The organism is Pseudomonas fluorescens (assembly GCF_000802965.1).
Lineage (GTDB): Bacteria > Pseudomonadota > Gammaproteobacteria > Pseudomonadales > Pseudomonadaceae > Aquipseudomonas > Aquipseudomonas fluorescens_A.
In genome coordinates this window covers 73214-95037 of record NZ_JSAK01000021.1, presented here as the reverse complement: position 1 = coordinate 95037, position 21824 = coordinate 73214, and the positions used below count along the sequence as shown (strand labels likewise).

General features: G+C 59.0%; 22 protein-coding genes. 11 read left to right on the top strand and 11 right to left on the bottom strand.

Annotated elements, in window-relative coordinates; all coding sequences use genetic code 11:
- Positions 1-3: 3 nt before the first annotated feature.
- Positions 4-1728: a tetratricopeptide repeat protein gene (locus NL64_RS18905; RefSeq protein ID WP_034149590.1), complete on the bottom strand. Its 1725-nt coding sequence runs from the start codon at positions 1726-1728 to the stop codon at positions 4-6.
- A gap of 345 nt (positions 1729-2073) precedes the next feature.
- Here NL64_RS18905 and hemA point away from each other — a divergent pair, with 345 nt between their 5' ends.
- The 6 genes from hemA (at position 2074) to NL64_RS18870 (ending at position 7443) form a co-directional block, all read left to right on the top strand.
- Positions 2074-3363, top strand: coding sequence for a glutamyl-tRNA reductase (gene hemA / locus NL64_RS18895; RefSeq protein WP_034149588.1), 1290 nt, complete (start codon positions 2074-2076; stop codon positions 3361-3363).
- A complete protein-coding gene (prfA, locus tag NL64_RS18890) occupies positions 3360-4442 on the top strand; it encodes a peptide chain release factor 1 (RefSeq protein WP_034149587.1) in 1083 nt (360 codons plus the stop codon). Before hemA ends, prfA begins: the two co-directional genes overlap by 4 nt.
- Complete coding sequence (prmC, locus tag NL64_RS18885) at positions 4443-5273, top strand: peptide chain release factor N(5)-glutamine methyltransferase (protein ID WP_034149586.1); 831 nt, start codon at positions 4443-4445, stop codon at positions 5271-5273. It begins immediately after the preceding gene.
- Positions 5267-6022 carry a molybdopterin-synthase adenylyltransferase MoeB gene (locus NL64_RS18880; protein ID WP_034149585.1) on the top strand — a complete coding sequence of 252 codons (756 nt, stop codon included), beginning with the start codon at positions 5267-5269 and terminating at the stop codon, positions 6020-6022. Before prmC ends, NL64_RS18880 begins: the two co-directional genes overlap by 7 nt.
- On the top strand, positions 6015-6806 hold the full coding sequence (gene murI, locus NL64_RS18875) for a glutamate racemase (protein WP_034149584.1): 792 nt from the start codon (positions 6015-6017) through the stop codon (positions 6804-6806). Before NL64_RS18880 ends, murI begins: the two co-directional genes overlap by 8 nt.
- 118 nt (positions 6807-6924) lie before the next feature.
- Positions 6925-7443, top strand: coding sequence for an acyloxyacyl hydrolase (locus tag NL64_RS18870; protein WP_034149583.1), 519 nt, complete (start codon positions 6925-6927; stop codon positions 7441-7443).
- 137 nt (positions 7444-7580) lie between these two features.
- Here NL64_RS18870 and NL64_RS18865 read toward each other — a convergent pair whose 3' ends face one another.
- The 7 genes from NL64_RS18865 to NL64_RS18835 form a co-directional block, all read right to left on the bottom strand.
- Positions 7581-7886 carry a YkgJ family cysteine cluster protein gene (locus NL64_RS18865; RefSeq protein ID WP_034149582.1) on the bottom strand — a complete coding sequence of 102 codons (306 nt, stop codon included), beginning with the start codon at positions 7884-7886 and terminating at the stop codon, positions 7581-7583.
- Between the two features lie 112 nt (positions 7887-7998).
- Entirely contained in the window at positions 7999-8784 is a 786-nt protein-coding gene (locus NL64_RS18860) for an SDR family NAD(P)-dependent oxidoreductase (protein ID WP_034149581.1), read from the bottom strand.
- 102 nt (positions 8785-8886) lie between these two features.
- A complete protein-coding gene (phrB, locus tag NL64_RS18855) occupies positions 8887-10332 on the bottom strand; it encodes a deoxyribodipyrimidine photo-lyase (RefSeq protein ID WP_034149580.1) in 1446 nt (481 codons plus the stop codon).
- A 13-nt stretch (positions 10333-10345) separates the two neighbouring features.
- On the bottom strand, positions 10346-11287 hold the full coding sequence (locus NL64_RS18850) for a MerR family transcriptional regulator (RefSeq protein WP_034149579.1): 942 nt from the start codon (positions 11285-11287) through the stop codon (positions 10346-10348).
- Positions 11287-12246, bottom strand: a complete 960-nt coding sequence (locus NL64_RS18845) for a YbgA family protein (protein WP_034149578.1) — start codon at positions 12244-12246, stop codon at positions 11287-11289. Before NL64_RS18845 ends, NL64_RS18850 begins: the two co-directional genes overlap by 1 nt.
- Before the next feature lie 189 nt (positions 12247-12435).
- Positions 12436-12651, bottom strand: coding sequence for a TIGR02450 family Trp-rich protein (locus NL64_RS18840; protein ID WP_034149577.1), 216 nt, complete (start codon positions 12649-12651; stop codon positions 12436-12438).
- The gene (locus NL64_RS18835; protein WP_034149576.1) at positions 12648-13634 is read right to left on the bottom strand and encodes an NAD(P)/FAD-dependent oxidoreductase; all 987 of its coding nucleotides are present in this window, start codon (positions 13632-13634) and stop codon (positions 12648-12650) included. Before NL64_RS18835 ends, NL64_RS18840 begins: the two co-directional genes overlap by 4 nt.
- Positions 13635-13832: 198 nt before the next feature.
- On the opposite strand from NL64_RS18835, the gene NL64_RS18830 reads away from it, so the two are divergent.
- Together NL64_RS18830 and hemH are read left to right on the top strand one after the other, a co-directional pair.
- Positions 13833-14735 carry a TIGR01777 family oxidoreductase gene (locus NL64_RS18830; protein WP_034149575.1) on the top strand — a complete coding sequence of 301 codons (903 nt, stop codon included), beginning with the start codon at positions 13833-13835 and terminating at the stop codon, positions 14733-14735.
- Between the two features lie 13 nt (positions 14736-14748).
- Positions 14749-15774 (top strand): ferrochelatase, encoded by a 1026-nt coding sequence (gene hemH, locus NL64_RS18825; RefSeq protein WP_034149574.1) that lies wholly within the window; start codon positions 14749-14751, stop codon positions 15772-15774.
- 135 nt (positions 15775-15909) lie between these two features.
- Here hemH and NL64_RS18820 read toward each other — a convergent pair whose 3' ends face one another.
- Together NL64_RS18820 and upp are read right to left on the bottom strand one after the other, a co-directional pair.
- Entirely contained in the window at positions 15910-17184 is a 1275-nt protein-coding gene (locus tag NL64_RS18820) for a uracil-xanthine permease family protein (RefSeq protein WP_034149573.1), read from the bottom strand.
- A gap of 2 nt (positions 17185-17186) precedes the next feature.
- Positions 17187-17825 (bottom strand): uracil phosphoribosyltransferase, encoded by a 639-nt coding sequence (upp, locus tag NL64_RS18815; RefSeq protein ID WP_008060213.1) that lies wholly within the window; start codon positions 17823-17825, stop codon positions 17187-17189.
- A 164-nt stretch (positions 17826-17989) separates the two neighbouring features.
- On the opposite strand from upp, the gene NL64_RS18810 reads away from it, so the two are divergent.
- The 3 genes from NL64_RS18810 to NL64_RS18800 all read left to right on the top strand — a co-directional run bounded on the left by NL64_RS18810 (position 17990) and on the right by NL64_RS18800 (position 19535).
- Positions 17990-18547, top strand: coding sequence for a hypoxanthine-guanine phosphoribosyltransferase (locus NL64_RS18810; protein ID WP_034149572.1), 558 nt, complete (start codon positions 17990-17992; stop codon positions 18545-18547).
- Positions 18548-18698: 151 nt separating this feature from the next.
- On the top strand, positions 18699-19184 hold the full coding sequence (locus NL64_RS18805; protein ID WP_034149571.1) for a hypothetical protein: 486 nt from the start codon (positions 18699-18701) through the stop codon (positions 19182-19184).
- A gap of 63 nt (positions 19185-19247) precedes the next feature.
- Complete coding sequence (locus NL64_RS18800) at positions 19248-19535, top strand: PA4642 family protein (protein ID WP_034149570.1); 288 nt, start codon at positions 19248-19250, stop codon at positions 19533-19535.
- 175 nt (positions 19536-19710) lie between these two features.
- Here NL64_RS18800 and mqo read toward each other — a convergent pair whose 3' ends face one another.
- Positions 19711-21219, bottom strand: a complete 1509-nt coding sequence (mqo, locus tag NL64_RS18795) for a malate dehydrogenase (quinone) (protein ID WP_034149569.1) — start codon at positions 21217-21219, stop codon at positions 19711-19713.
- Positions 21220-21824 lie beyond the last annotated feature (605 nt).

Genomic DNA, 21824 nt, shown 5'->3' with positions numbered 1-21824 from the left:
ATCTTAAAGAGTCTCTGATCCGGTCAGGCGCTTGATGGTGCTGCGCAGGGTTGGGCTGTCAGGTTGTTCCTTGAGGAACTTGCCCCAGATTTGTTTGGCTTCGCGTTGCTTGCCGTTGGCCCAGAGGACTTCGCCCAGGTGTGCGGCGACTTCCTGATCGGGGAAACGCTCCAGCGCCAGGCGCAGGTAACGTTCGGCCTCATCGAGATTGCCCAGGCGGTAATTCACCCAGCCGAGGCTGTCGAGGACAGCAGGGTCTTCCGGATTGATCTTGTGTGCCTGTTCGATCAGGGCCTTGGCTTCAGCGTAACGCGTGGTGCGGTCGGAGAGGGTGTAGCCGAGGGCGTTCAACGCCATGGCATTGTCCGGGTCGCGTTTGATGATCAGGCGCAGGTCTTTCTCCATTTGCGCCAGGTCATTGCGTTTTTCCGCCTGCATGGCCCGGGTGTAGAGCAGATTCAGGTCGTCCGGGTATTTTTGCAGGGCTTGGTCCAGGACTTGCCATCCCTTGTCGCCCTGTTTATTGGCGGACAGGGTTTCGGCTTCGATCAGGTACAGCTGAATCGCGTAATCCGGTTGCTGGTCACGTTCTGCCGCCAGCTTGCGCTGGGCTTCGGCGGTCTTGCCGTTACTCATCAAGATGTCGGCCTGACGCAGCTGCGCCGGCAGGTAATCGTTGCCAGGGCCGACCTGGCCGTATTCGATGAGTGCGCCTTGTGGGTCATTGCGTTCTTCAGCAATGCGGCCAAGGTTCAGATGTGCTGAATCGACGTGGCTGTCCCGGGCGATCAGGTCTTCCAGATAGCCTTTGGCTTCGTCCCAAGCCTTGGCTTCCAGGCATACCAGTGCCAGGGAGTAGCGCAGTTCGTCGTCGTCCGGGTATTGCTGGACCAGGCTGGAGAATTCGGCTTTGGCGTCGTCCATGCGGTCCTGTTCGACCAGCATGCGCGCGTAAGTCAGGCGCAGACGCTTGTCGTCCGGGTACTTCTTGATGCTTTTTTGCAGAAGGGGCAAGGCTTCGTCGCCGCGATCGAGACTTTGCAGCAAGCGTGCGCGCAGCAGGATCGGAGCAATTTCGCCGTCGTCTGGCGGATTATCTTCCAGCAAGGTCAGCGCGCCTTTTGCGTCGCCATCCTGTTGCATCAACAAAGCCTTGCCGAAAATCAGCTGACTATTGTTCGGGTGGCGTTGCAGCAGGCGGTCGAAACTTTTCATCAGACCATCACGCGTGTCCTGGTCGGTATCGGCCGCGGACAGGGCGAGAAAGTCGAAATGGGTGTCGCCCTTGCCCAGCAGGACTTTCTCCATATAAACCATGGAGTCGTCATAGCGCCCGGCGCGTGCCAGTTGCACGGCGGCTGCCCGCTGCGCTTCGAGGTCGTCCGGGGCGTTTTTCGCCCAGATCAGCGCGGTATCGAGGGCAGCCTGATCGGCGCCCAGGTACTCGGCAATGCGGAATGCGCGCTCGGAGATGCCCGGATCCTGGGTATTGATGGCCTGGGTGACATAGTTGTCCAGGGCAATGTCGAAACGATTGCGCTGACCAGCCAGCTCGGCGCTCAGCAGGCTGAAGACCGTGTCTTCGCTGAACGAGCTGTAAACCTTGGGCTTTTCAGGTGCCGGAGTGCTGCTTTCGACCGGCGACGGGTCGTCCGTCGACACGGGCGCCAAGGCTTGGCAGCCGCTGAGCAAGACAAAGGCGAGGAGCAACGCGGAGGATCTATTCATATAGGAAAAGGACGACTAACCTGCGGTCGGATCATCATGACACAAGCTTTGTGGCAAACATAACCGCCGAACTGATTTCAAACGAGCGCGCGCTCCTGCAGGAGCCGGCTTGCTGGCGATGGACTTGCAGGCGTCGCGTCTTTTCCAGAATAAATGCGTCATCGTTTACGACCATTGCCAGCAAGCCGGCTTCTACAAAGGGCGGTGTGTGGATCAAAAGTTGTGTAAACGAGAACCGCTCGCAAGCTCGGACGTCATCTACCAGGGTGATAGAGATCGAGTAGTTGTTCTGAATCTGACGAAGTAGGACAATTGCCGGCTTCACGTCACCATCAGCGACTTTGAATGGCCTTCCTTGCACTCGGTATTAACCACAAGACTGCTTCAGTAGACGTCCGCGAGCGCGTGGCCTTTACCCCTGAGCAGCTGGTGGAGGCCTTGCAGCAGCTCTGCCGACTCACCGACAGCCGCGAAGCTGCGATCCTCTCCACCTGCAATCGCAGTGAGCTCTATATAGAACAGGATCACCTGTCGGCGGATATCGTGTTGCGCTGGCTGGCCGAATATCATCATTTGAGCCTCGAAGAACTGCGCGCGAGCAGTTATGTGCACGAAGATGATGCGGCAGTTCGTCACATGATGCGGGTGGCTTCCGGGCTCGATTCGCTGGTGTTGGGCGAGCCGCAGATCCTCGGCCAGATGAAATCCGCCTACGCCGTGGCGCGTGAGGCCGGCACCATCGGCCCGCTGCTCGGGCGCTTGTTCCAGGCGACGTTCAATGCCGCCAAGCAAGTGCGCACTGATACTGCCATCGGGGAAAACCCGGTGTCCGTGGCGTTTGCCGCGGTCAGCCTGGCGAAACAGATTTTCAGCGATTTGCAACGCAGCCAGGCCCTGTTGATCGGCGCCGGCGAGACCATCACCCTGGTCGCCCGCCATCTGCATGACCTTGGTGTGAAGCGCATCGTCGTGGCCAATCGCACGCTGGAACGGGCGAGCACCCTGGCCGAACAGTTCGGCGCCCACGCGGTGCTGCTATCGGACATTCCGGCGGAACTGGTGCGCAGTGACATCGTCATCAGCTCCACCGCCAGCCAGTTGCCGATTCTCGGCAAAGGTGCGGTAGAAAGCGCTTTGAAGTTGCGCAAGCACAAGCCGATTTTTATGGTGGATATCGCTGTTCCACGGGATATCGAGCCCGAAGTCGGCGAGTTGGACGACGTTTACTTGTACAGCGTCGACGATCTCCACGAAGTGGTCGCCGAAAACCTGAAGAGCCGTCAGGGTGCCGCGCAAGCGGCCGAAGAGATGGTCTCGGTCGGTGCTGAAGATTTCATGGTGCGCCTGCGCGAATTGGCGGCGGTGGATGTGCTCAAGGCCTATCGTCAACAAAGTGAACGCCTGCGCGACGAAGAATTGCAAAAGGCCCAACGCCTGCTGGCCAACGGTGCCAGTGCCGAAGACGTGCTGGTGCAACTGGCGCGTGGACTGACCAACAAACTGTTGCACGCACCGAGCGTGCAGTTGAAAAAGCTCTCTGCCGAAGGTCGCCTCGATGCGCTGGCGATGGCTCAGGAACTCTTTGCCCTCGGTGAGGGCTCATCGGAAAGCTTTTCGGATAAGAAACCGCAATGAAAGCGTCACTGCTCAATAAGCTGGACATCCTCCAGGACCGTTTCGAGGAATTGACCGCCTTGCTTGGCGATGGCGAGGTCATTTCCGATCAGAACAAATTCCGTGCTTATTCCAAGGAATACGCGGAAGTCGAGCCGATTGTCGAAACCTATAAACAGTTGCTGAAAGTGCAGGGCGATCTTGAAGGCGCCCAGGCATTGCTCAAGGACAGCGACCCGGACATGCGTGAAATGGCCGTGGAAGAAGTCCGCGAAGCCAAGGAACGCCTGGTCGAACTGGAAGCCAATCTGCAACGCATGCTGCTGCCCAAGGACCCGAACGACGGGCGCAACGTGTTCCTCGAAATCCGTGCCGGCACCGGTGGTGACGAAGCGGCGATTTTTTCCGGTGACCTGTTCCGCATGTATTCGCGTTACGCCGAGCGCCGCGGCTGGCGTGTGGAGATTCTCTCGGAAAACGAGGGCGAACACGGCGGCTATAAAGAAGTCATCGCGCGGGTTGAAGGCGACAACGTCTACGGCAAGCTGAAATTCGAATCCGGTGCTCACCGCGTTCAGCGAGTGCCGGCCACCGAATCCCAAGGTCGCATCCATACCTCGGCCTGCACTGTGGCGGTGTTGCCCGAGCCGGACGAGCAGGAAGCGATCGAGATCAACCCGGCGGATTTGCGGGTCGATACCTATCGCTCCTCCGGCGCCGGCGGTCAGCACGTCAACAAAACCGACTCGGCGATCCGCATTACGCACTTGCCGTCCGGCATCGTGGTTGAGTGCCAGGAAGAACGTTCGCAGCACAAAAACCGTGCCCGTGCGATGTCCTGGTTGTCGGCCAAGCTTAACGACCAGCAAACCAGCGCCGCCGCCAATGCCATCGCCAGCGAACGTAAATTGCTGGTGGGTTCGGGCGACCGTTCCGAACGCATCCGCACCTACAACTTTGCCCAGGGCCGGGTCACCGACCATCGGGTCAACCTGACGCTGTATTCCCTCGACGAAATCCTCGCCGGTGGCGTCGATGCGGTGATCGAGCCGTTGTTGGCCGAGTACCAGGCCGATCAACTGGCGGCGATAGGTGAGTAAATGACGATCATTGCCAGTTTGTTGCGCGCCGCCGATTTGCCTGATTCGCCCACGGCGCGTCTGGACGCCGAGTTGTTGCTGGCGGCGGCGTTGGGCAAGTCCCGCAGTTTTCTGCACACCTGGCCGGAACGCATCGTGCCGAGCGAAGCGGCGCTGACTTTCGCCGAGTATTTGCAGCGCCGTCGCGGCGGTGAGCCGGTGGCCTACATTCTGGGTCAGCAAGGTTTCTGGAAGCTTGATCTGGAAGTCGCACCGCACACTTTGATCCCGCGTCCGGACACCGAGCTTTTGGTGGAGGCGGCGCTTGAGTTGTTGCCCGCCACGCCGGCCAACGTTCTCGACCTTGGCACCGGCAGCGGCGCGATCGCCCTGGCCCTGGCCAGCGAGCGTCCGGCGTGGAAAGTCACCGCCGTGGATCGCGTGCTGGAAGCCGTGGCTTTGGCCGAACGCAACCGCCAACGCTTACACCTGAACAACGCCACGGTGCTGAGCAGTCATTGGTTCAGTGCCCTGCAGGGCCAGCGTTTTCAACTGATCATCAGCAATCCGCCGTACATTGCAGCAGCCGATCCGCATCTGGTGGAAGGCGATGTGCGCTTCGAGCCCGCCAGTGCGTTGGTGGCCGGTGTCGACGGACTCGACGATCTGCGCTTGATCGTCGCCCAGGCGCCGGATCATCTTGAGGCCGGTGGCTGGCTGATGCTCGAACACGGTTACGATCAGGCCGAGGCAGTGCGCGATCTGCTGCTTACCAGTGGTTTTGAAGAAGTCCACAGTCGCATCGATCTGGGCGGTCATCAACGCATCAGTCTGGGACGCCTGCCATGCTGAATGATCAGGAATTGCTGCGCTACAGCCGGCAGATTCTGTTGCAGCACATCGATATCGACGGCCAGTTGCGGTTGAAGGAAAGCCGCGTGCTGATCGTCGGCCTCGGCGGTCTCGGTGCGCCGGTGGCGCTTTACCTGGCGGCAGCGGGTGTGGGTGAAATGCATCTGGCGGACTTCGATACGGTTGATCTGACCAACCTGCAACGCCAGATCATTCACGACACCGACAGCGTCGGCATGAGCAAGGTGGATTCGGCGATCAAGCGCCTGACGGCCATCAACCCCGAAATTCAACTGATCGCCCATCGCACTGCGCTGGATGAAGACTCCTTGGCCGCTGCGGTGGCCGGGGTGGATCTGGTGCTCGACTGCTCCGACAACTTTTCCACCCGCGAAGCGGTCAACGCCGCTTGCGTGGCTGCCGTTAAACCGCTGGTAAGTGGCGCGGCGATTCGTCTCGAAGGGCAGTTGTCGGTGTTCGACCCGCGTCGCCCGGAGAGTCCGTGCTACCACTGTTTATACGGGCACGGCAGCGAGGCCGAACTGACTTGCAGCGAAGCGGGTGTAGTGGGGCCGCTGGTGGGATTGGTCGGCAGCCTGCAAGCGCTCGAAGCACTGAAGTTGCTGGCGGGTTTCGGCGAGCCGCTGGTGGGCCGCCTGTTGTTGATTGATGCCTTGGGCACGCGCTTCCGTGAACTTCGAGTCAAGCGCGATCCGGGTTGCAGCATTTGTGGGCCCACGCATGCGTGAAGCGCCGATTGGCGTGTTCGACTCCGGTGTCGGTGGGCTGTCGGTGCTGGCCGAGATCCAGCGTTTGCTGCCCAACGAATCCCTGTTGTACGTCGCTGATTGCGGGAACATCCCCTACGGCGAGAAAACCCCGGAATTTATCCGCCAGCGTTGCAGTGTGATGGCCGACTTTTTTCAACGGCAGGGCGCCAAGGCGCTGGTGTTGGCTTGCAACACCGCAACCGTGGCCGGTGTAGCGGACTTGCGACGCGACTATCCCGAATGGCCCATCGTCGGCATGGAGCCGGCCGTCAAGCCCGCAGCCGCCGCGACCCGTAGCGGGGTGGTCGGCGTGCTGGCCACGACCGGCACGTTGCAGAGTGCCAAGTTCGCCGCATTGCTCGACCGCTTCGCTACCGACGTGCGGGTGATCACTCAACCTTGCCCCGGGTTGGTGGAGCATATTGAAAACGGCGATCTGCACAGCCCTGCGTTACGTCAGTTGCTGGCCGGTTACGTCGCACCGCTGCTCGGCGAGGGTGCGGACACCATTATTCTCGGCTGCACCCATTACCCTTTCCTCAGGCCGCTGCTCAAGCAGATGATCCCTGATGACATCAGCCTGATCGACACCGGCGCGGCGGTCGCACGCCAACTTCAGCGTCTTTTGGCCGAGCGCAACTTGTTCGCGCAAGGGCCGGCGCGAGCGGCGCAATTCTGGACCAGTGCCGATCCGGCTCACTTCAGAAATATATTGCCGATATTGTGGAATACCGCTGGCGATGTGCGAAGCTTTGAAGGATAGAAAGTCTTGGGGCAAGCGAGTAATTGGAGTGAACTTCTGATAAGTCGTCGACTTCTATAGCGGTGTGTGTCGAGCAATAAAAAAACCAAACGAAATCGTTCGGAAAGGGAAGTTTCTAATGAAGCGACTATTCTGTTTGGCCGCGATTGCGGCTGCGTTGATGGGGCATAGTTACACTGCACAAGCGGCAGGCGTGGAGTTCGCGGTCGGCCAGACCGGTGAATCGACCATGACTTACCGATTGGGTATGCAATTCGATTGGGACCAAAGTTGGTGGCAGAGCGACGTGGGTCGCCTGACCGGTTACTGGAGCGGCGCCTACACCTACTGGGATGGCGACGAGAAATCCAGCAACCACAGCCTGTCGTTCTCGCCAGTGCTTGTTTACGAGTTTGCCGGTGAGAGCGTTAAACCCTATGTGGAACTCGGGGTTGGCGTGGCGGTGTTCGCCACTACCGAAGTGGAAAACAACGACATGGGCAGCGCGTTTCAGTTCGAGGACCGCCTAGGTGTCGGCCTGCGCTTTGCTGGCGGGCATGAAGTCGGCATTCGCGCCACCCACTATTCCAACGCCGGGATCGCCAGTCCCAACCAAGGCGTAGAAAGTTACGCGTTGCATTACACGATGCCGTTGTAAGGATACTGCCTAAGCGATTTACCACATACCTGTAGGAGCGAGCTTGCTCGCGATAGCGGTTCCGGATTCAACTCGATGTTGACTGACAGGCCGCCATCGCGAGCAAGCTTGCTCCTACTGGGGTATGTGTTTCTCTTTCAGCGATACGCCGTCGAAATCCCTTGGCGTTCTTCGATGCATTCCGGCGCACCCATCTCGAATTCCCGACAGATCAATGGGCGTTTTTCGTAGATGGTGCACATCATCGTGTTGCGATCCAGCGCGGCGCACCAGCCGTCATCCAGGCGCAACATGACTTCCCCGCCCCAATCGTCGGTATCGATAAACCGTTCGGGCACGCCTGTGTCGGTGATCAACATGACTTCAAGCTGACAGCAGCAGGCTGCACAGGTCGAGCACGTGACCGCCGGTGTGGCGATTTGCGTATGGGGGATGGTTTTCATGGCGCGCAGTGTAAGGCAGTCGGTTGTTGCTGTGTGAAAGGTCTGACGGACGCTTGATTGCTACTCAGTGGGTTAGCAAGGGCATCGACCCGATTGTCGTGCCTATATGGTTTTATGGTTGATCCGTGATTGGCGGATTTTTGCGCACCTCGGGCGTGCCGATTGCCTGCTTAGCCTGATCGGGCGTTTGCGAAAGTGGCCACAGGGTCGCGGTGGACAGCGCCGGAAACGCGATTTCCAGCGGTCGATCCTTGAGTCTTGCGTAGATCAGCCTTGCAGCCTCATCCGCGGCCCAGTTAAGGGTCATGGGCGCATCATTTTCCGTCGTCAGTGGTTTATCGACAAAACCGGGGCTGACCACCGTGACTTCGATGCCTTCCGGTGCCAGATCAATACGCCGGGACTCGAACAGATAACGCATCCCGGCCTTCGCGGCGCCCGGGGATTCTGCACGAGGGAGCGGCAGATAAGTGACCGAGCTGGCCATGCCGACCAGATGCGGTGCAACGCCATGTCGCAGCAACGGCAGGGAGGCTTCTATGCAGTAGCTGCTGGCAAGCAAGTTGGTACGCACCACGTGCTCGACAATAGAAGAGGCATCGAATTGCTTGGCATCCACATAGTCGCTGGTGCCGGCATTGATGATGACCGTGTCCAGCGAACCCCAGCACTCGGCAATCTGCTCACCTATTTCACGCACGGTCTGGCTGTTGGTCAAGTCGCCTGCCACGACCAGCACTTGTCCAGGAAAGCGTTGGGCCAATGTTTTCAGCGGCGCCACCGATCGTGAGCTCACGGCAACATGAGCGCCGGTCTTCAGTATTTCTTCGGCCAGCGCAGCGCCAATGCCGTTATTTGCACCGGTCAGCCAATAACGTCGTGGCGGTGTTAGGCTCATTCCATTCTCCTTTTTAGCCAGGCAATCGTCCGGCCCAACTCCTGTAGATGTTGATAAATTGCCCCGATATTGAAGTGATCCGGGCTGAACTCAAGCCGTAGGCTATTCAAAGTCACCTCCGGCATTTTGCCGTGACGGCAGATTCTTGAAGGCAGCCAGTGCGCGTTCGCGAGACGCACTTAGATTAACGATGGGTGAAGGATAATCGGTAACGCCGAACAACCCGCCCATGTTCGCCGGGTTATGCACTTCTTTTTTATTCAACTCGTTGAGTTCTGGCAACCAGTGTTTGATGAACACGCCTTCGGCGTCGAATTTTTCCGACTGACTCAACGGATTGAAAATCCTGAAGTACGGTGCCGAATCGGTGCCGGTGGATGAACTCCATTGCCAGCCACCGTTGTTCGCCGCGAGGTCGCCATCGATCAGGTGCCGCATGAAAAAGCGTTCGCCTTCACGCCAGTCGATCAACAGGTTCTTGGTCAGGAACATCGCCACCACCATGCGCAAACGGTTGTGCATCCAGCCGGTTTCCAGCAATTGGCGCATGGCCGCATCGATGATCGGCAGGCCGGTGCGTGCCTGCTGCCAGGCTGCGAGTTCTTCAGGAGCGTCGCGCCAGGCGAGGGCTTCTGTCTCCGGGCGGAAAGCACGATGCCGGGAAACCCGTGGGTAACCCACCAAAATGTGTTTATAAAACTCGCGCCATAACAATTCATTGATCCAGGTCACGGTTCCGACATTTCCGCTGTCGAATTCGCCCTGATTGCCTTGCAGAGCGGCATGCAGGCATTGTCGGGGGGAAATCACCCCGGCGGCGAGGTAAGGCGAAAGTTGGCTGGTTCCGGGTTTCGCCGGGAAGTCTCGTTCGCTTTGGTAATAGTCGATTTGCGCGTCGGTAAAGATGTCGAGGCGGCGCCGGGCTTCGACCTCGCCGGCCGGCCACAGCGCGCGCAGGCTTTCGGTCGGTGTATCGAAACCCTGAATGTGTAGCGGGATGGCGTCGCTGGTGATGTTCAAGGGTGCTTGAACCGTTGGCGTGCTGACCAGGCGCGGCAACGACCGGTGCAGGCGTTCGTAGCAGACCTTGCGGAACTGGCTGAAAACCTGGAAATAAGTGCCGGTTTTGGTCAGCACACTGCCAGGCTTGAAAAACAGTTGATCAAGGTAGCTCTGAACCTCAATGCCCTGGGCGTGCAGAACCTCGGTTACTGCCGCGTCACGGCGGGCTTCATGGACGCCATATTCTTCGTTGAAATGCACAGCGCCAATCTTCAAATGCCGGCACAGATCGAGCAGCACCTTCGGCGCATCATCCCAGCGCGGGGCCGTGCGAATCAGCAGGGGAATGTTCAGTTCAGCCAGCGCCTGGCTCAACTCTTTCAAGTTGCGTAACCAGAAATCCACTTTGCACGGCGCATCGTCGTGTTCCAGCCATTGCTCCGGACTCACCAGATACACCGCGACGCTCGGCCCGCGCGCTGTAGCGTGCGAGAGGGCGGTGTTGTCATTCAGGCGCAAGTCGCTGCGCAGCCAGATCAGTTGCATGGTGGTTTCCACGTTAAATTAACTCTCGCTGAATCAGGACCTGGTGGGCCGACAAGGGATCTTCAGCGAGATACAAATCAGCAATTACGAATGTTTTGACGGACAACTCGGTGTGGTGGATGCGCACCGTTGGGCCGGCGATCATTTTTGGGCAACTGACGCCATTCAAAAGTTTCGTCAGCTGCGTAAGGTTGATGGCTTTGCTGGAATACAGCAGTACGCCGCGGGCTTGCAGATGATCGACAGCCATCGCCAGTTCGCCGGCGGGCAGTGGCCAGTCGAACACCTGCACCGGGCAATCGGCGCTGCTGATCAGCCACGCGGTCAGCCACAGATTGGGTTCCAGTGGCAGGTCCGACTGATTGATCAGCAATAGTGGCGCGGTGTGTAACTGACGATTGTTATGGTAGATGCGCGCGCCAAATTTGCTGCGTAGCCAGGAGTAAAAAAACACTCGCTCCATCTGCGCGCCGAACTGGCCCTGCCAGCGTTGCTCCAGATCCGTCAGCATTGGCATCAGCAATTGTTCGCACAAGGTCCGCGGCGGATACAGCGCCATGGCCTGGTTGACGGTGTCATCCAGGGTGCGTTCATTCAGTTGGGTGACCGCTTGCAGCAACGTCCGGCGCAGCAGTTGCCAGTCGTTTTCCCCGGATTGGTCAAAGGCTTGCGGGGTGTCGAGCAGTTGCTTGACCTGGCTGACAGCGACGCCACGGTTGAGCCAGGTAAGGATGGTCATGATGCGTTGCACATGTTCGACCGAGAACAGTCGATGCCCCTTGGGCGTGCGTTGCGGCACGATCAAGCCATAACGCCGCTCCCAGGCGCGCAAGGTGACGGCGTTGACGCCCGTCTGCCGCGCCACTTCACGGATCGGCAACCAGCCTTCGTCGAGCGCTTTCTTGAAGTCGCTGCCGAGGTCTTCACTGGCGCTGGCGTCGAGTGTGGCTTTCATCAGATGGCGTTACGCAGGCTGAGATTTTCCGGATGCGGTTGCAGGTAAACCTGTTGCGCAATGTACGGGTCCGGGTGCTGGCGAAAGTGATGCTTGAGCAGCGTCAGCGGCACCACCAGCGGCACGATGCCGTGGCGGTACTGGCCGATCACGTGTTGCATTTCCTGCTTGTCTTCGGCGCTGATCGCCTGTTTCAGGTAGCCGCTGATGTGTTGCAAGACGTTGGTATGGGTGCGGCGGGTGGCGCACTTTTTCAGGGCGGCCATCAATTCGCTGAAGTAGCGTGGGCCGAGTTCTTTCGGGTCGCTGCTGCCCATGTTGCCCAATAAATTACCCAGGGTTTTGTATTGCAGCGGGTTGTGGGCCATCAGCAAGTATTTGTAGCGCGAGTGAAAGTCAGTGAGGCCGCGGCGACTCAGGCCTTCTTGCAACAATTGCTGCCAGGCACTGTAGGCCAATACGCGGGTGAGGAAGTTCTCCCGCAGCACCGGGTCATTGAGTCGGCCGTCTTCTTCCACTGGCAAATCAGGCTGCAAGGCGCAGAACGCCTGGGCATAAATGCCTCGGCCACCACCGTCCACCGGTGCGCCGTTGGCGTGATAGACCTTGACTCGTTCCAACCCGCAAGACGGGGATTTCTGCATGAAGATGTAACCGCAGATATCGCCCAGCTCCGCCGCCATTGTCCGAGCGTAATCGGCCAGTGGACGGGTGACATTTAGCTCGCGGTCCACCGTCCCGACAGCTTCGGGTTGATGCGGATCACCCACCAGTCGAATCGGCTCGCGCGGAATGCCCAAGCCGATGGCGACCTCCGGACAGACCGGAACGAAATCGAAGTAGTCGGTGAGAATCTGGCTGCACAGTCGCGATGCCTTGTGCCCGCCGTTGTAACGAACCTCGGCGCCCATCAGGCAGGCGCTGATGGCGATTTTCGGTTTGGCGGGTGGTAGAGACATTGAGGAACCTCGGAATCTAAACCTGTACAGACTGATAAGTCTGTACAACATAGGTTCATCATAGATTCAAAGGTGTACGTGTCAAATTATTTGTATAGGTTTCGGCGTACCTTTAGGAGCTGCCGCAGGCTGCGATCTTTTGAGGTTACTTTAAAAACGAGATCAAAAGATCTCAGCCTGCGGCAGCTCCTACACCCAGCCGAACTTCCAGTGCTCGTGATTGGAGAGGTCTTGCCATGCCAATCGCTCACTGCGTTTGGTCAGCACCGCCTGCAATTCGATGTCCACGACTGTTCCTTCCTCATCGCGGAACAACTCGGTCACCAAAAAGTGTTTTTCGCGGTTTTGCGGGTGGGCTGCTGTCCATTTCGACAGCAGCAATTTGCTCGGGTTGATGCGGTTCACTGCAGGTGCTCATGCAGGCGGCGGGCGGCTTCCTGACCGCTCAGCCAAGCCCCTTCGACACGCCCGGACAGGCACCAGTCGCCGCAGGCATACAGTCCCAGATCGGCATCGGCCAGGGTGCCCCATTCGTGGCTGGTGGCGGGGCGGGCGTAGAGCCAGCGGTGGGCGAGACTGAAGGATGGGGCTGGCATGGCGCTGTGCAGCAGTTCGGCGAATGCGCCGTGCAGTTGCTCGATCACCGCTTCTTTCGGCAGGTCGATGTGTTGCCGGCTCCAGGCGCTGGTGGCGTGCAACACCCAAGTGTCGAGGGTGTTGTCGCGCCCGGGTTTGCTACGGTTGCGGGCCAGCCAGTCGAGGGGGCTGTCTTGCACGAAGCAGCCTTCCATGGGAGTGTCCAGCGGCGTTTCGAACGCCAGTGCGACGGCCCAGGTCGGATCCATTTTCACCCCGGCGGCGGCACCGGCGAGTTTTGGCGCAGAGGCCAGCAAGGCAGTCGCTTGTGGGGCGGGCGTCGCGATCACGACATGACTGAACGGCCCGTGGGTGAAGCCTTCGGCGTCCTGTAAATGCCAATGTTCTTCGCCGCGATAGACCTCGGTGATCCGGCAGGCGAAATGTACTTCGAGGTCGCCGATCAACGCGCGGGTGATCGCGCTCATGCGGGGCGTGCCGACCCAGCGCGTCTGTTCGTCCGGCGACAGATTGAGCTGGCCGCCATGGAAGGTGTAAAGCTGCGGCGTCCATTCGGCGACCCAGCCATTGGCTTGCCAGCGCTGGACTTCGGTCACAAAGCGGCGATCGCGAGCGGTGAAATATTGCGCACCCATGTCCAGGGCACCCGCATCGCTGCGCTTGCTCGACATGCGTCCGCCACTGCCGCGGCTTTTATCGAAAAGTTGCACGACATGCCCTGCATCTGTCAGGGCTTGCGCGGCTGAGAGCCCGGCTATGCCGGTGCCGATGATTGCGATAGGTACAGTCATAAGGGCCTCGTTTACCTTTCTGTACAGACTACGCCGGGGTTGAAACCTGTACAATATTGTTTTTTGGTATAACTTTTAGCGTTCTTGTTCTGGCAGCTTGGCCTATTGTTAAACACAGAGCCTGCCCGATACCAAAAGATCCCTTGCTTATAAAAATAGACTAGTGATCAGGGTAAAACGCCACGCGAGGAAGAAGTCATGCACATATTGCTGACCGGCGGTACTGGTTTGATAGGACGTCAGCTCTGTCGACACTGGTTGGGCCAGGGGCATCGCCTGACGGTCCTGAGTCGGACGCCAGAAAAAGTCGCGAAAATCTGTGACCCACAGGTGCGAGGAATCGCCCGGCTGGAAGATGTAGGGCAGGAGGCGGTTGATGCAGTCGTCAATCTGGCCGGTGCACCGATCGCCGATCGACCCTGGACTTCCAAGCGCAAAGCACTGCTCTGGAGCAGCCGGATCACGCTGACTGAAAACCTCCTGGCGTGGCTGGAAAGCCGCGAGCAAAAACCTCAGGTGCTGATTTCAGGTTCCGCCGTTGGCTGGTACGGCGACGGTGGCGAACGGGAATTGACCGAGCAATCGCCGCCCGTCATCGATGATTTTGCCAGCCAGTTGTGCATCGCCTGGGAAGAAACCGCGCAGCGTGCCGAGGCCTCGGGCATTCGTGTCATTCTGATTCGCACCGGGTTGGTGTTGTCAGCCGAGGGCGGCTTTTTGTCGCGGCTGCTGTTGCCGTTCAAGTGGGGGCTGGGCGGGCCGATTGGCAATGGTCGGCAGTGGATGCCGTGGATCCATATCAACGACCAAATCGCCCTGATTGATTTTCTTCTGCATCGCAATGACGCCAGCGGTCCATATAATGCGTGCGCACCGAAGCCGGTACGCAACAGCGAGTTTGCCAAAACCCTGGGCAGCGTACTGCACCGCCCGGCGTTCATGCCGATGCCGGCCCTGGCCTTGAAAGTGGCTCTGGGTGAGTTGTCACTGTTGTTGCTGGGGGGCCAGAAGGCTGTTCCGGCGCGGCTGCTGGAAGCGGGTTTCACTTTCCAGTTCACTGATTTGCGCGCGGCCCTGGACGACCTGTCCAGCCGCCTCTGAAATAGGACGTTGCATGACAGATCACGCGTTGCTTCTGGTCAACCTGGGCTCACCTGCCTCCACCTCGGTGGCGGATGTGCGCAGCTACCTCAATCAGTTTCTGATGGACCCGCATGTGATTGACCTGCCCTGGCCGGTGCGGCGTCTGTTGGTGTCGCTGATCCTGATCAAGCGCCCCGAGCAGTCGGCCCATGCCTACGCCTCGATCTGGTGGAAGGAGGGCTCGCCACTGGTAGTGCTCAGTCGTCGCTTGCAACAAGCCATGACTTCCCAGTGGCATCACGGCCCGGTTGAACTGGCGATGCGCTACGGCGAACCGTCGATTGAATCGACGCTGTTGCGTCTGGTGACGCAGGGCGTGAAGAAGGTCACGTTGGCGCCGCTTTATCCACAGTTCGCGGACAGCACTACAACCACGGTGATCGAAGAAGCCAAACGCGTACTGCGGGAGAAGAAACTCAACTTGAAGTTGTCGATCCTCCAGCCGTTCTACGATCAACCGGAATACCTCGACGCTTTGGTGGCCACCAGCAAACCGCATCTGGCACAGGATTTCGATCATCTGCTGTTGAGCTTTCACGGGTTGCCTGAGCGGCACCTGACCAAGCTCGATCCGACCGGCCAGCATTGCTTCAAGAATGAGGATTGCTGCAAGAATGCTTCGCCTGCCTCCCTGGCGACCTGTTATCGCGCCCAATGCCTGCGTAGCGCGGCTGAATTTGCCAAGCGCATGGGCCTGCCGGACGGCAAGTGGTCGGTGTCTTTCCAGTCGCGTCTGGGTCGCGCCAAATGGATTGAACCCTACACCGAGGCGCGCCTCGACGAATTGGCTAAAAGTGGTGTGAAAAAGCTGCTGGTGATGTGCCCGGCATTCGTGGCCGATTGCATCGAGACACTGGAAGAGATTGGTGATCGCGGGAAGGAACAGTTCCGCGAAGCGGGAGGAGAGGAGTTGGTGCTGGTGCCGTGTCTCAACGATGACCCGCATTGGGCGCGGGCGTTGAACACGTTGTGTGAGCGAGCGCCGTTGGCCCTGTAGGGATACAACCCGTGGCGAGGGAGCTTGCTCCCGCTTGAGTGCGCAGCACTCACAAAATCTTCATTGACTGCGAGAATTTTGGGGCCGCTTCGCGACCCAGCGGGAGCAAGCTCCCTCGCCACAGGGGATCACCTTTTACAGCAGCGGCTCATCCGCCTTCTTGTGCTTCCAGCTGTCGTTGCCCGGCAGGATCAGGTTCAGCGCAATTGCCACCACCGCGCACAGCGCGATGCCTTTGAGGCCGAAGTCGTCCGGACCGGTGCCGGTGCCGACCAGTACGCCGCCAATCCCGAACACCAGGGTCACCGAGACGATCACCAGATTGCGTGCTTCGCCCAGATCGATCTTGTGGCGGATCAGCGTGTTCATCCCCACCGCCGCAATCGAACCGAACAACAGGCACAGAATCCCGCCCATCACCGGCACCGGAATGCTTTGCAGCAGCGCACCGAACTTGCCGATAAACGCCAGGCTGATGGCGAAGATCGCCGCCCAGGTCATGATTTTCGGGTTGTAGTTCTTGGTCAGCATCACCGCGCCAGTCACTTCGGCATAAGTGGTGTTGGGTGGACCGCCGAACAGGCCGGCTGCGGTGGTGGCAATGCCATCGCCGAGCAGCGTGCGGTGCAGGCCGGGTTTTTTCAGATAATCGCGACCGGTCACGCTCCCCACGGCAATCACACCGCCGATGTGCTCGATGGCCGGGGCCAAGGCTACTGGAACGATGAACAGAATCGCCTGCCAGTTGAATTCCGGCGCGGTGAAATTCGGGATGGCGAACCACGGTGCAGCGGCGATCTTCGCCGTGTCGACCACGCCGAAATAGAACGCCATTCCAAACCCTACCAGAACGCCGGAAATGATCGGCACCAGGCGGAAAATGCCTTTGCCGAACACCGCGACGATCAGGGTGGTCAGCAGCGCTGGCATCGAGATCAGCATGGCGGTCTGGTAATGAATCAGCTCGCTACCATCGCCAGCCTTGCCCATTGCCATGTTGGCGGCAATCGGAGCCATGGCCAGGCCGATGGAAATGATCACCGGACCGATCACCACCGGTGGCAGCAGGCGGTCGATGAAACCGGTGCCTTTAATCTTCACGGCCAGGCCGAGGAAGGTGTAGACGAAACCGGCCGCCATCACGCCGCCCATGGTCGCGGCCAGGCCGAACTGGCCCTTGGCGAGAATGATCGGGGTGATGAACGCAAAGCTCGATGCCAGGAACACTGGCACCTGACGCCCGGTGACGATCTGGAACAGGATCGTCCCCAGGCCAGCGGTAAACAGCGCCACGTTCGGGTCGAGGCCGGTAATCAGCGGCATCAACACCAGGGCGCCGAAGGCCACGAACAGCATCTGCGCGCCGGACAGCACCGTGCGCCAGAGCGGATCGTTGAACTCTTGCTGCATGCTCACGCGTCCTTCTGCTTGGTGCCGAAGATCTTGTCGCCAGCATCGCCCAGGCCCGGGATGATGTAACCGTGTTCGTTGAGTTTTTGATCAATGGAAGCGGTGTAGATGATCACGTCCGGGTGCGCTTTCTCGACCACGGCGATGCCTTCCGGCGCGGCGACCAGCACCATGGCGCGGATGTCCTTGCAGCCAGCCTTTTTCAGCAGGTCGATGGTAGCGACCATCGAACCACCGGTGGCAAGCATCGGGTCGATGATCATGGCCAGCCGTTCGTCGATTTCCGGGACCAGTTTTTCCAGGTAGGTGTGGGCTTCGAGGGTTTCCTCGTTGCGCGCCACGCCCACGGCGCTGACTTTGGCGCCCGGGATCAGGCTCAGTACACCTTCAAGCATGCCGATACCGGCGCGCAGGATCGGTACTACAGTAATCTTCTTGCCGGCGATTTTCTCGACCGACACCGTGCCGCACCAACCTTCGATATCGTAGGTTTCCAGCGGCAGGTCTTTGGTGGCTTCATAGGTCAGCAGGGCGCCGACTTCCTGAGCGAGCTCACGGAAATTCTTGGTGCTGATGTCTGCGCGGCGCATCAGGCCAAGTTTATGACGGATCAGCGGGTGGCGGATCTCGAGGATGGGCATGGGAAAGGCTCCGGCGGCGGGCAAAAAAACCGGCCTAGATTAATCTATCCGAGGGTGTTGTCCTATAGACATACAGTACGTTAGTCCACAAACGCTTGATCTGGCCTCGCTTGATGCGTACCTTTGCCCGCTTTTCCTGAATCCGCCATCCCCTGGAGAGCACCATGTCCGCTGATCTCGAGCATATCCGTCAAATCATGCGAGAGGCTGACTGCCTGTACACCGAATCTGAAGTCGAGGCGGCCATCGCCCGCGTCGGTGCACACATCAACGATCAACTGGCGGACAGCAACCCGGTGGTGTTCTGTGTGATGAACGGCGGGCTGATTTTCGCCGGCAAGCTGCTCACCCATCTGCAGTTCCCGCTGGAAGCGTCCTACCTGCACGCCACCCGCTATCGCAATGAAACCAGCGGCGGCGAGCTGTTCTGGAAAGCCAAGCCGGAAGTGTCGTTCATCGACCGTGACGTGCTGATCATCGACGACATCCTCGACGAAGGTCACACCTTGGGCGCGATCATCGACTTCTGCAAACACGCCGGCGCGCGCAAGGTGCACACCGCCGTGCTGATCGACAAGGACCACGACCGCAAGGCTCGCCCGGATCTGAAAGCCGATTTCGTCGGTCTGCCGTGCATCGACCGTTACATCTTCGGTTATGGCATGGACTACAAAGGCTACTGGCGTAACGCCAACGGGATTTTTGCCGTTAAAGGCATGTAAGACCCCTGTAATGCCTTTTGTAGGAGCCGGGTTGCTGGCGAAAAGACGACGCGGTTTATTTGATAAACCGCGACGACTATTCGCCAGCAGCCGGCTCCTACAAGTACCTGATGGCTGCTACAGTGCTCGGCCCCGCCCTCCGGAGCCCGTCATGAGCCTTTTGATCCGCAGCTGCGCCGCCCTGTTGTTGACCCTCAGCCTGCCACTGGCCGCTGCACCGGCGCCGATGCATGGGCAATTCCTGCCGCCGGATGACCTGACCCTGCGTGACGCCGAGCCCGAGCAGCAACAACTCTTGCAGGTCACCGAGTATTCGGTGGTGGTTGGCGCTCAACGTCAATCCAATCAACAGCCGATTCCGGTCACGTCACCTTTGATGATCCGCCTCAAGGGCAAATCCCTGAACAAGGGCGCGACGATCACTCAGGTGCTGGTCAACTTCGATGGCGAAAGCAAAAGCCTGAAAAAACCGGTCTACGACGACAAGAGCAAGACCTTGACGATGTTTTACCCGCTGGCTCAATACCGGGTGGTGATCGACTTGCTACGCAATGACACGGTGTATTGCCAGTTCCTCAGCTACGCCAACGGCCATGTCTGGGCTGATCTGCACACTGGCAGCGTTCGTCCGCGTTGAGTGCGACGCCCGCGCGGGGGTAAACTGCCCGCCCCGTGAAATGTCTGCGAGCTGGAGTCGGCAATGCGTAAAGATAAGAAACAAGTGATTGGTGACGAGATCGGTGATGAGCAGATCAAGTTGTTCCTCGATTTCGAACCGGTCGACGCCACTTCGCCTTCGTTGCACAAACTGATCAAGGCCTACCGTGGCCTGCGTATCGATGACTTCGAGCGTTTCCTGACGTTCTTTGTCGAGGCTGGTTTCGATGTGAACGGCAAGGATGAGCACGGCAATGACTTCGTTGCCCTGATCAAGGATCAGCGCAATGCGCCGGAATACATCGAGTTGATCGAGAAGGCTCGCGGCTGATTACGTTTTCCCTGTGGCGAGGGAGCTTGCTCCCGCTTGAGTGCGCAGCGCTCACAAGATGTTGGGGCCGCTGCGCAGCCCAGCGGGAGCAAGCTCCCTCGCCACAGAAGATTTTCAGCGATAATAAAAACGCCCCGCCCTCAATGAGGACGGGGCGTTTTTTTATGCGGCTAAATCAAGCGTAGCTTTCGGTTTCGCTGCTGGCTTCAACCAGTTCCAGCGCGACGTTGTTCTGCGCGTTGATCTTGCGATACAGCGTAGCGTCGGTTTCCAGGACTTTTTCACGGGCCGGGAAGATTTCCGCCAGTTTGGTAGCCCATTCGCCCTTGGCTTTGCCCGGGAAGCATTTTTCGATCAGTTCCAGCATGATCGAAACGGTCACCGAGGCACCAGGCGAAGCGCCGAGCAGGGCGGCAAGGGAACCGTCCTTGGCCGCGACCAGCTCGGTACCGAACTGCAGAACGCCGCCTTTTTTCGGGTCTTTCTTGATGATCTGCACCCGTTGGCCGGCCACTTCCAGGCGCCAGTCTTCGGCTTTCGCTTCCGGGTAGAAACGACGCAGGGACTCCAGTCGCTGCTCCATCGATTGCATCACTTCGCTGACCAGGTACTTGGTCAGGTCCATGTTGTTTTTCGCCACCGCCAGCATCGGGCCGATGTTGCCGGCGCGAACCGACAGCGGCAGGTCCATGAAGGAGCCGTGCTTGAGGAACTTGGTGGTGAAACCGGCGTAAGGTCCGAACAGCAGGGACTTCTTGCCATCGACCACGCGGGTGTCCAGGTGTGGCACGGACATCGGCGGCGAACCCACGGCAGCCTGGCTGTAGACCTTGGCCTGGTGGTGCTTGACCACTTCCGGGTTGTCGCAACGCAGCCACTGGCCGCTGATCGGGAAGCCGCCGAAGCCTTTGCTCTCTTCGATGCCCGAAGCTTGCAGCAGCGGCAATGCCGCGCCGCCAGCGCCGAGGAAGACGAACTTGGCGTCGACTTCACGGGTATTGCCGCTGTTGACGTCCTTGATGCTGACAGTCCAGCCACCGTTGTTACGCTTCAGACCGGTCACGCGCTTGCAGTACTTGACCTGGGCATCGGGTGCGCTGGTCAGGTGCTTGAGCAACTGGTTGGTCAGTGCGCCAAAGTTGACGTCGGTGCCGTTGATCACGCGGGTTGCGGCGAGAGTTTCGCCAGGATCGCGGCCAGGCATCATCAGCGGCATCCACTCGGCCATAGTGGCCTTGTCTTCGGTGTATTCCATGTCCGCGAAGGCGTGGTGCTTGCTCAGCACCTTGAAGCGTTCCTTGAGGAAGGACACGCCGCTGTCGCCTTGCACGAAACTCAGGTGTGGCACCGGGCTGATAAACGTTTTGCACGAGCCGAACGTGCCTTTTTTGGTCAGGTACGACCAAAACTGCTTCGACACCTCGAACTGGGTGTTGATGTGCACGGCTTTCTTGATGTCGACGGCGCCATCGGCAGCCTGCGGCGTGTAGTTCAGCTCGCACAGGCCGGCATGGCCGGTACCGGCGTTGTTCCACGGGTTGGAACTCTCCGCGGCACCGGAATCCATCAGCTCGACGACTTCCAGCTTGATCGCGGGGTCGAGCTCTTTGAGCAGCACTGCAAGGGTGGCACTCATGATGCCGGCCCCAACCAGTACTACGTCGACTGCTTCGTTATGCGCCATTTAACGCGTCTCCAAAATCTGCAGCACCAAATTGACGGCATGGCTGCCAGGAGTGACGGGGCGTGTCAGTGTTGCCCCAAATACCCATGGCAGGATCGCCATGTCCGAATCTTCGCAATTTTTTGCAACTTCGACGGACGCTACCGGCCGGGTCTATTCAGAGTCATATGAACTCATTTCAACGGGCGGCTGGCAATTCGACTTATGGTCGATACATCCGTTTGTGCAACCAAATCCGTAGCGGACAGGCTTCAGGCTCCGGTGTTCGAGGAGTACTCGGTCCTGTGTCGTTGGGCTGTACTAGACGCTAATGGTGCATGTTCAGACGCAAAACTATTCATTTGCTCGCCACACTCTTGTGAAGTTGTGAAAACCCGTTTTTTTCACGCTCTTTTGAAGACGTGAACCTCAAAAAAGGGCTGTCCCAGCCTGGCACCGTGCCCGGATGGTTTGCCGCCAGGAAAACAAGGCAGGCAAAACGGGCAAACAGCTCAGTGACCGAGCGTAATGACAGCTCTGCAGATTCGCGAAAAGTGGAGGTTTTGCCAAAGGAACAGCAAGCGCGCCAGCTTCACTCGATCTGTGTGGGCGGCTCTCTGTGGGCG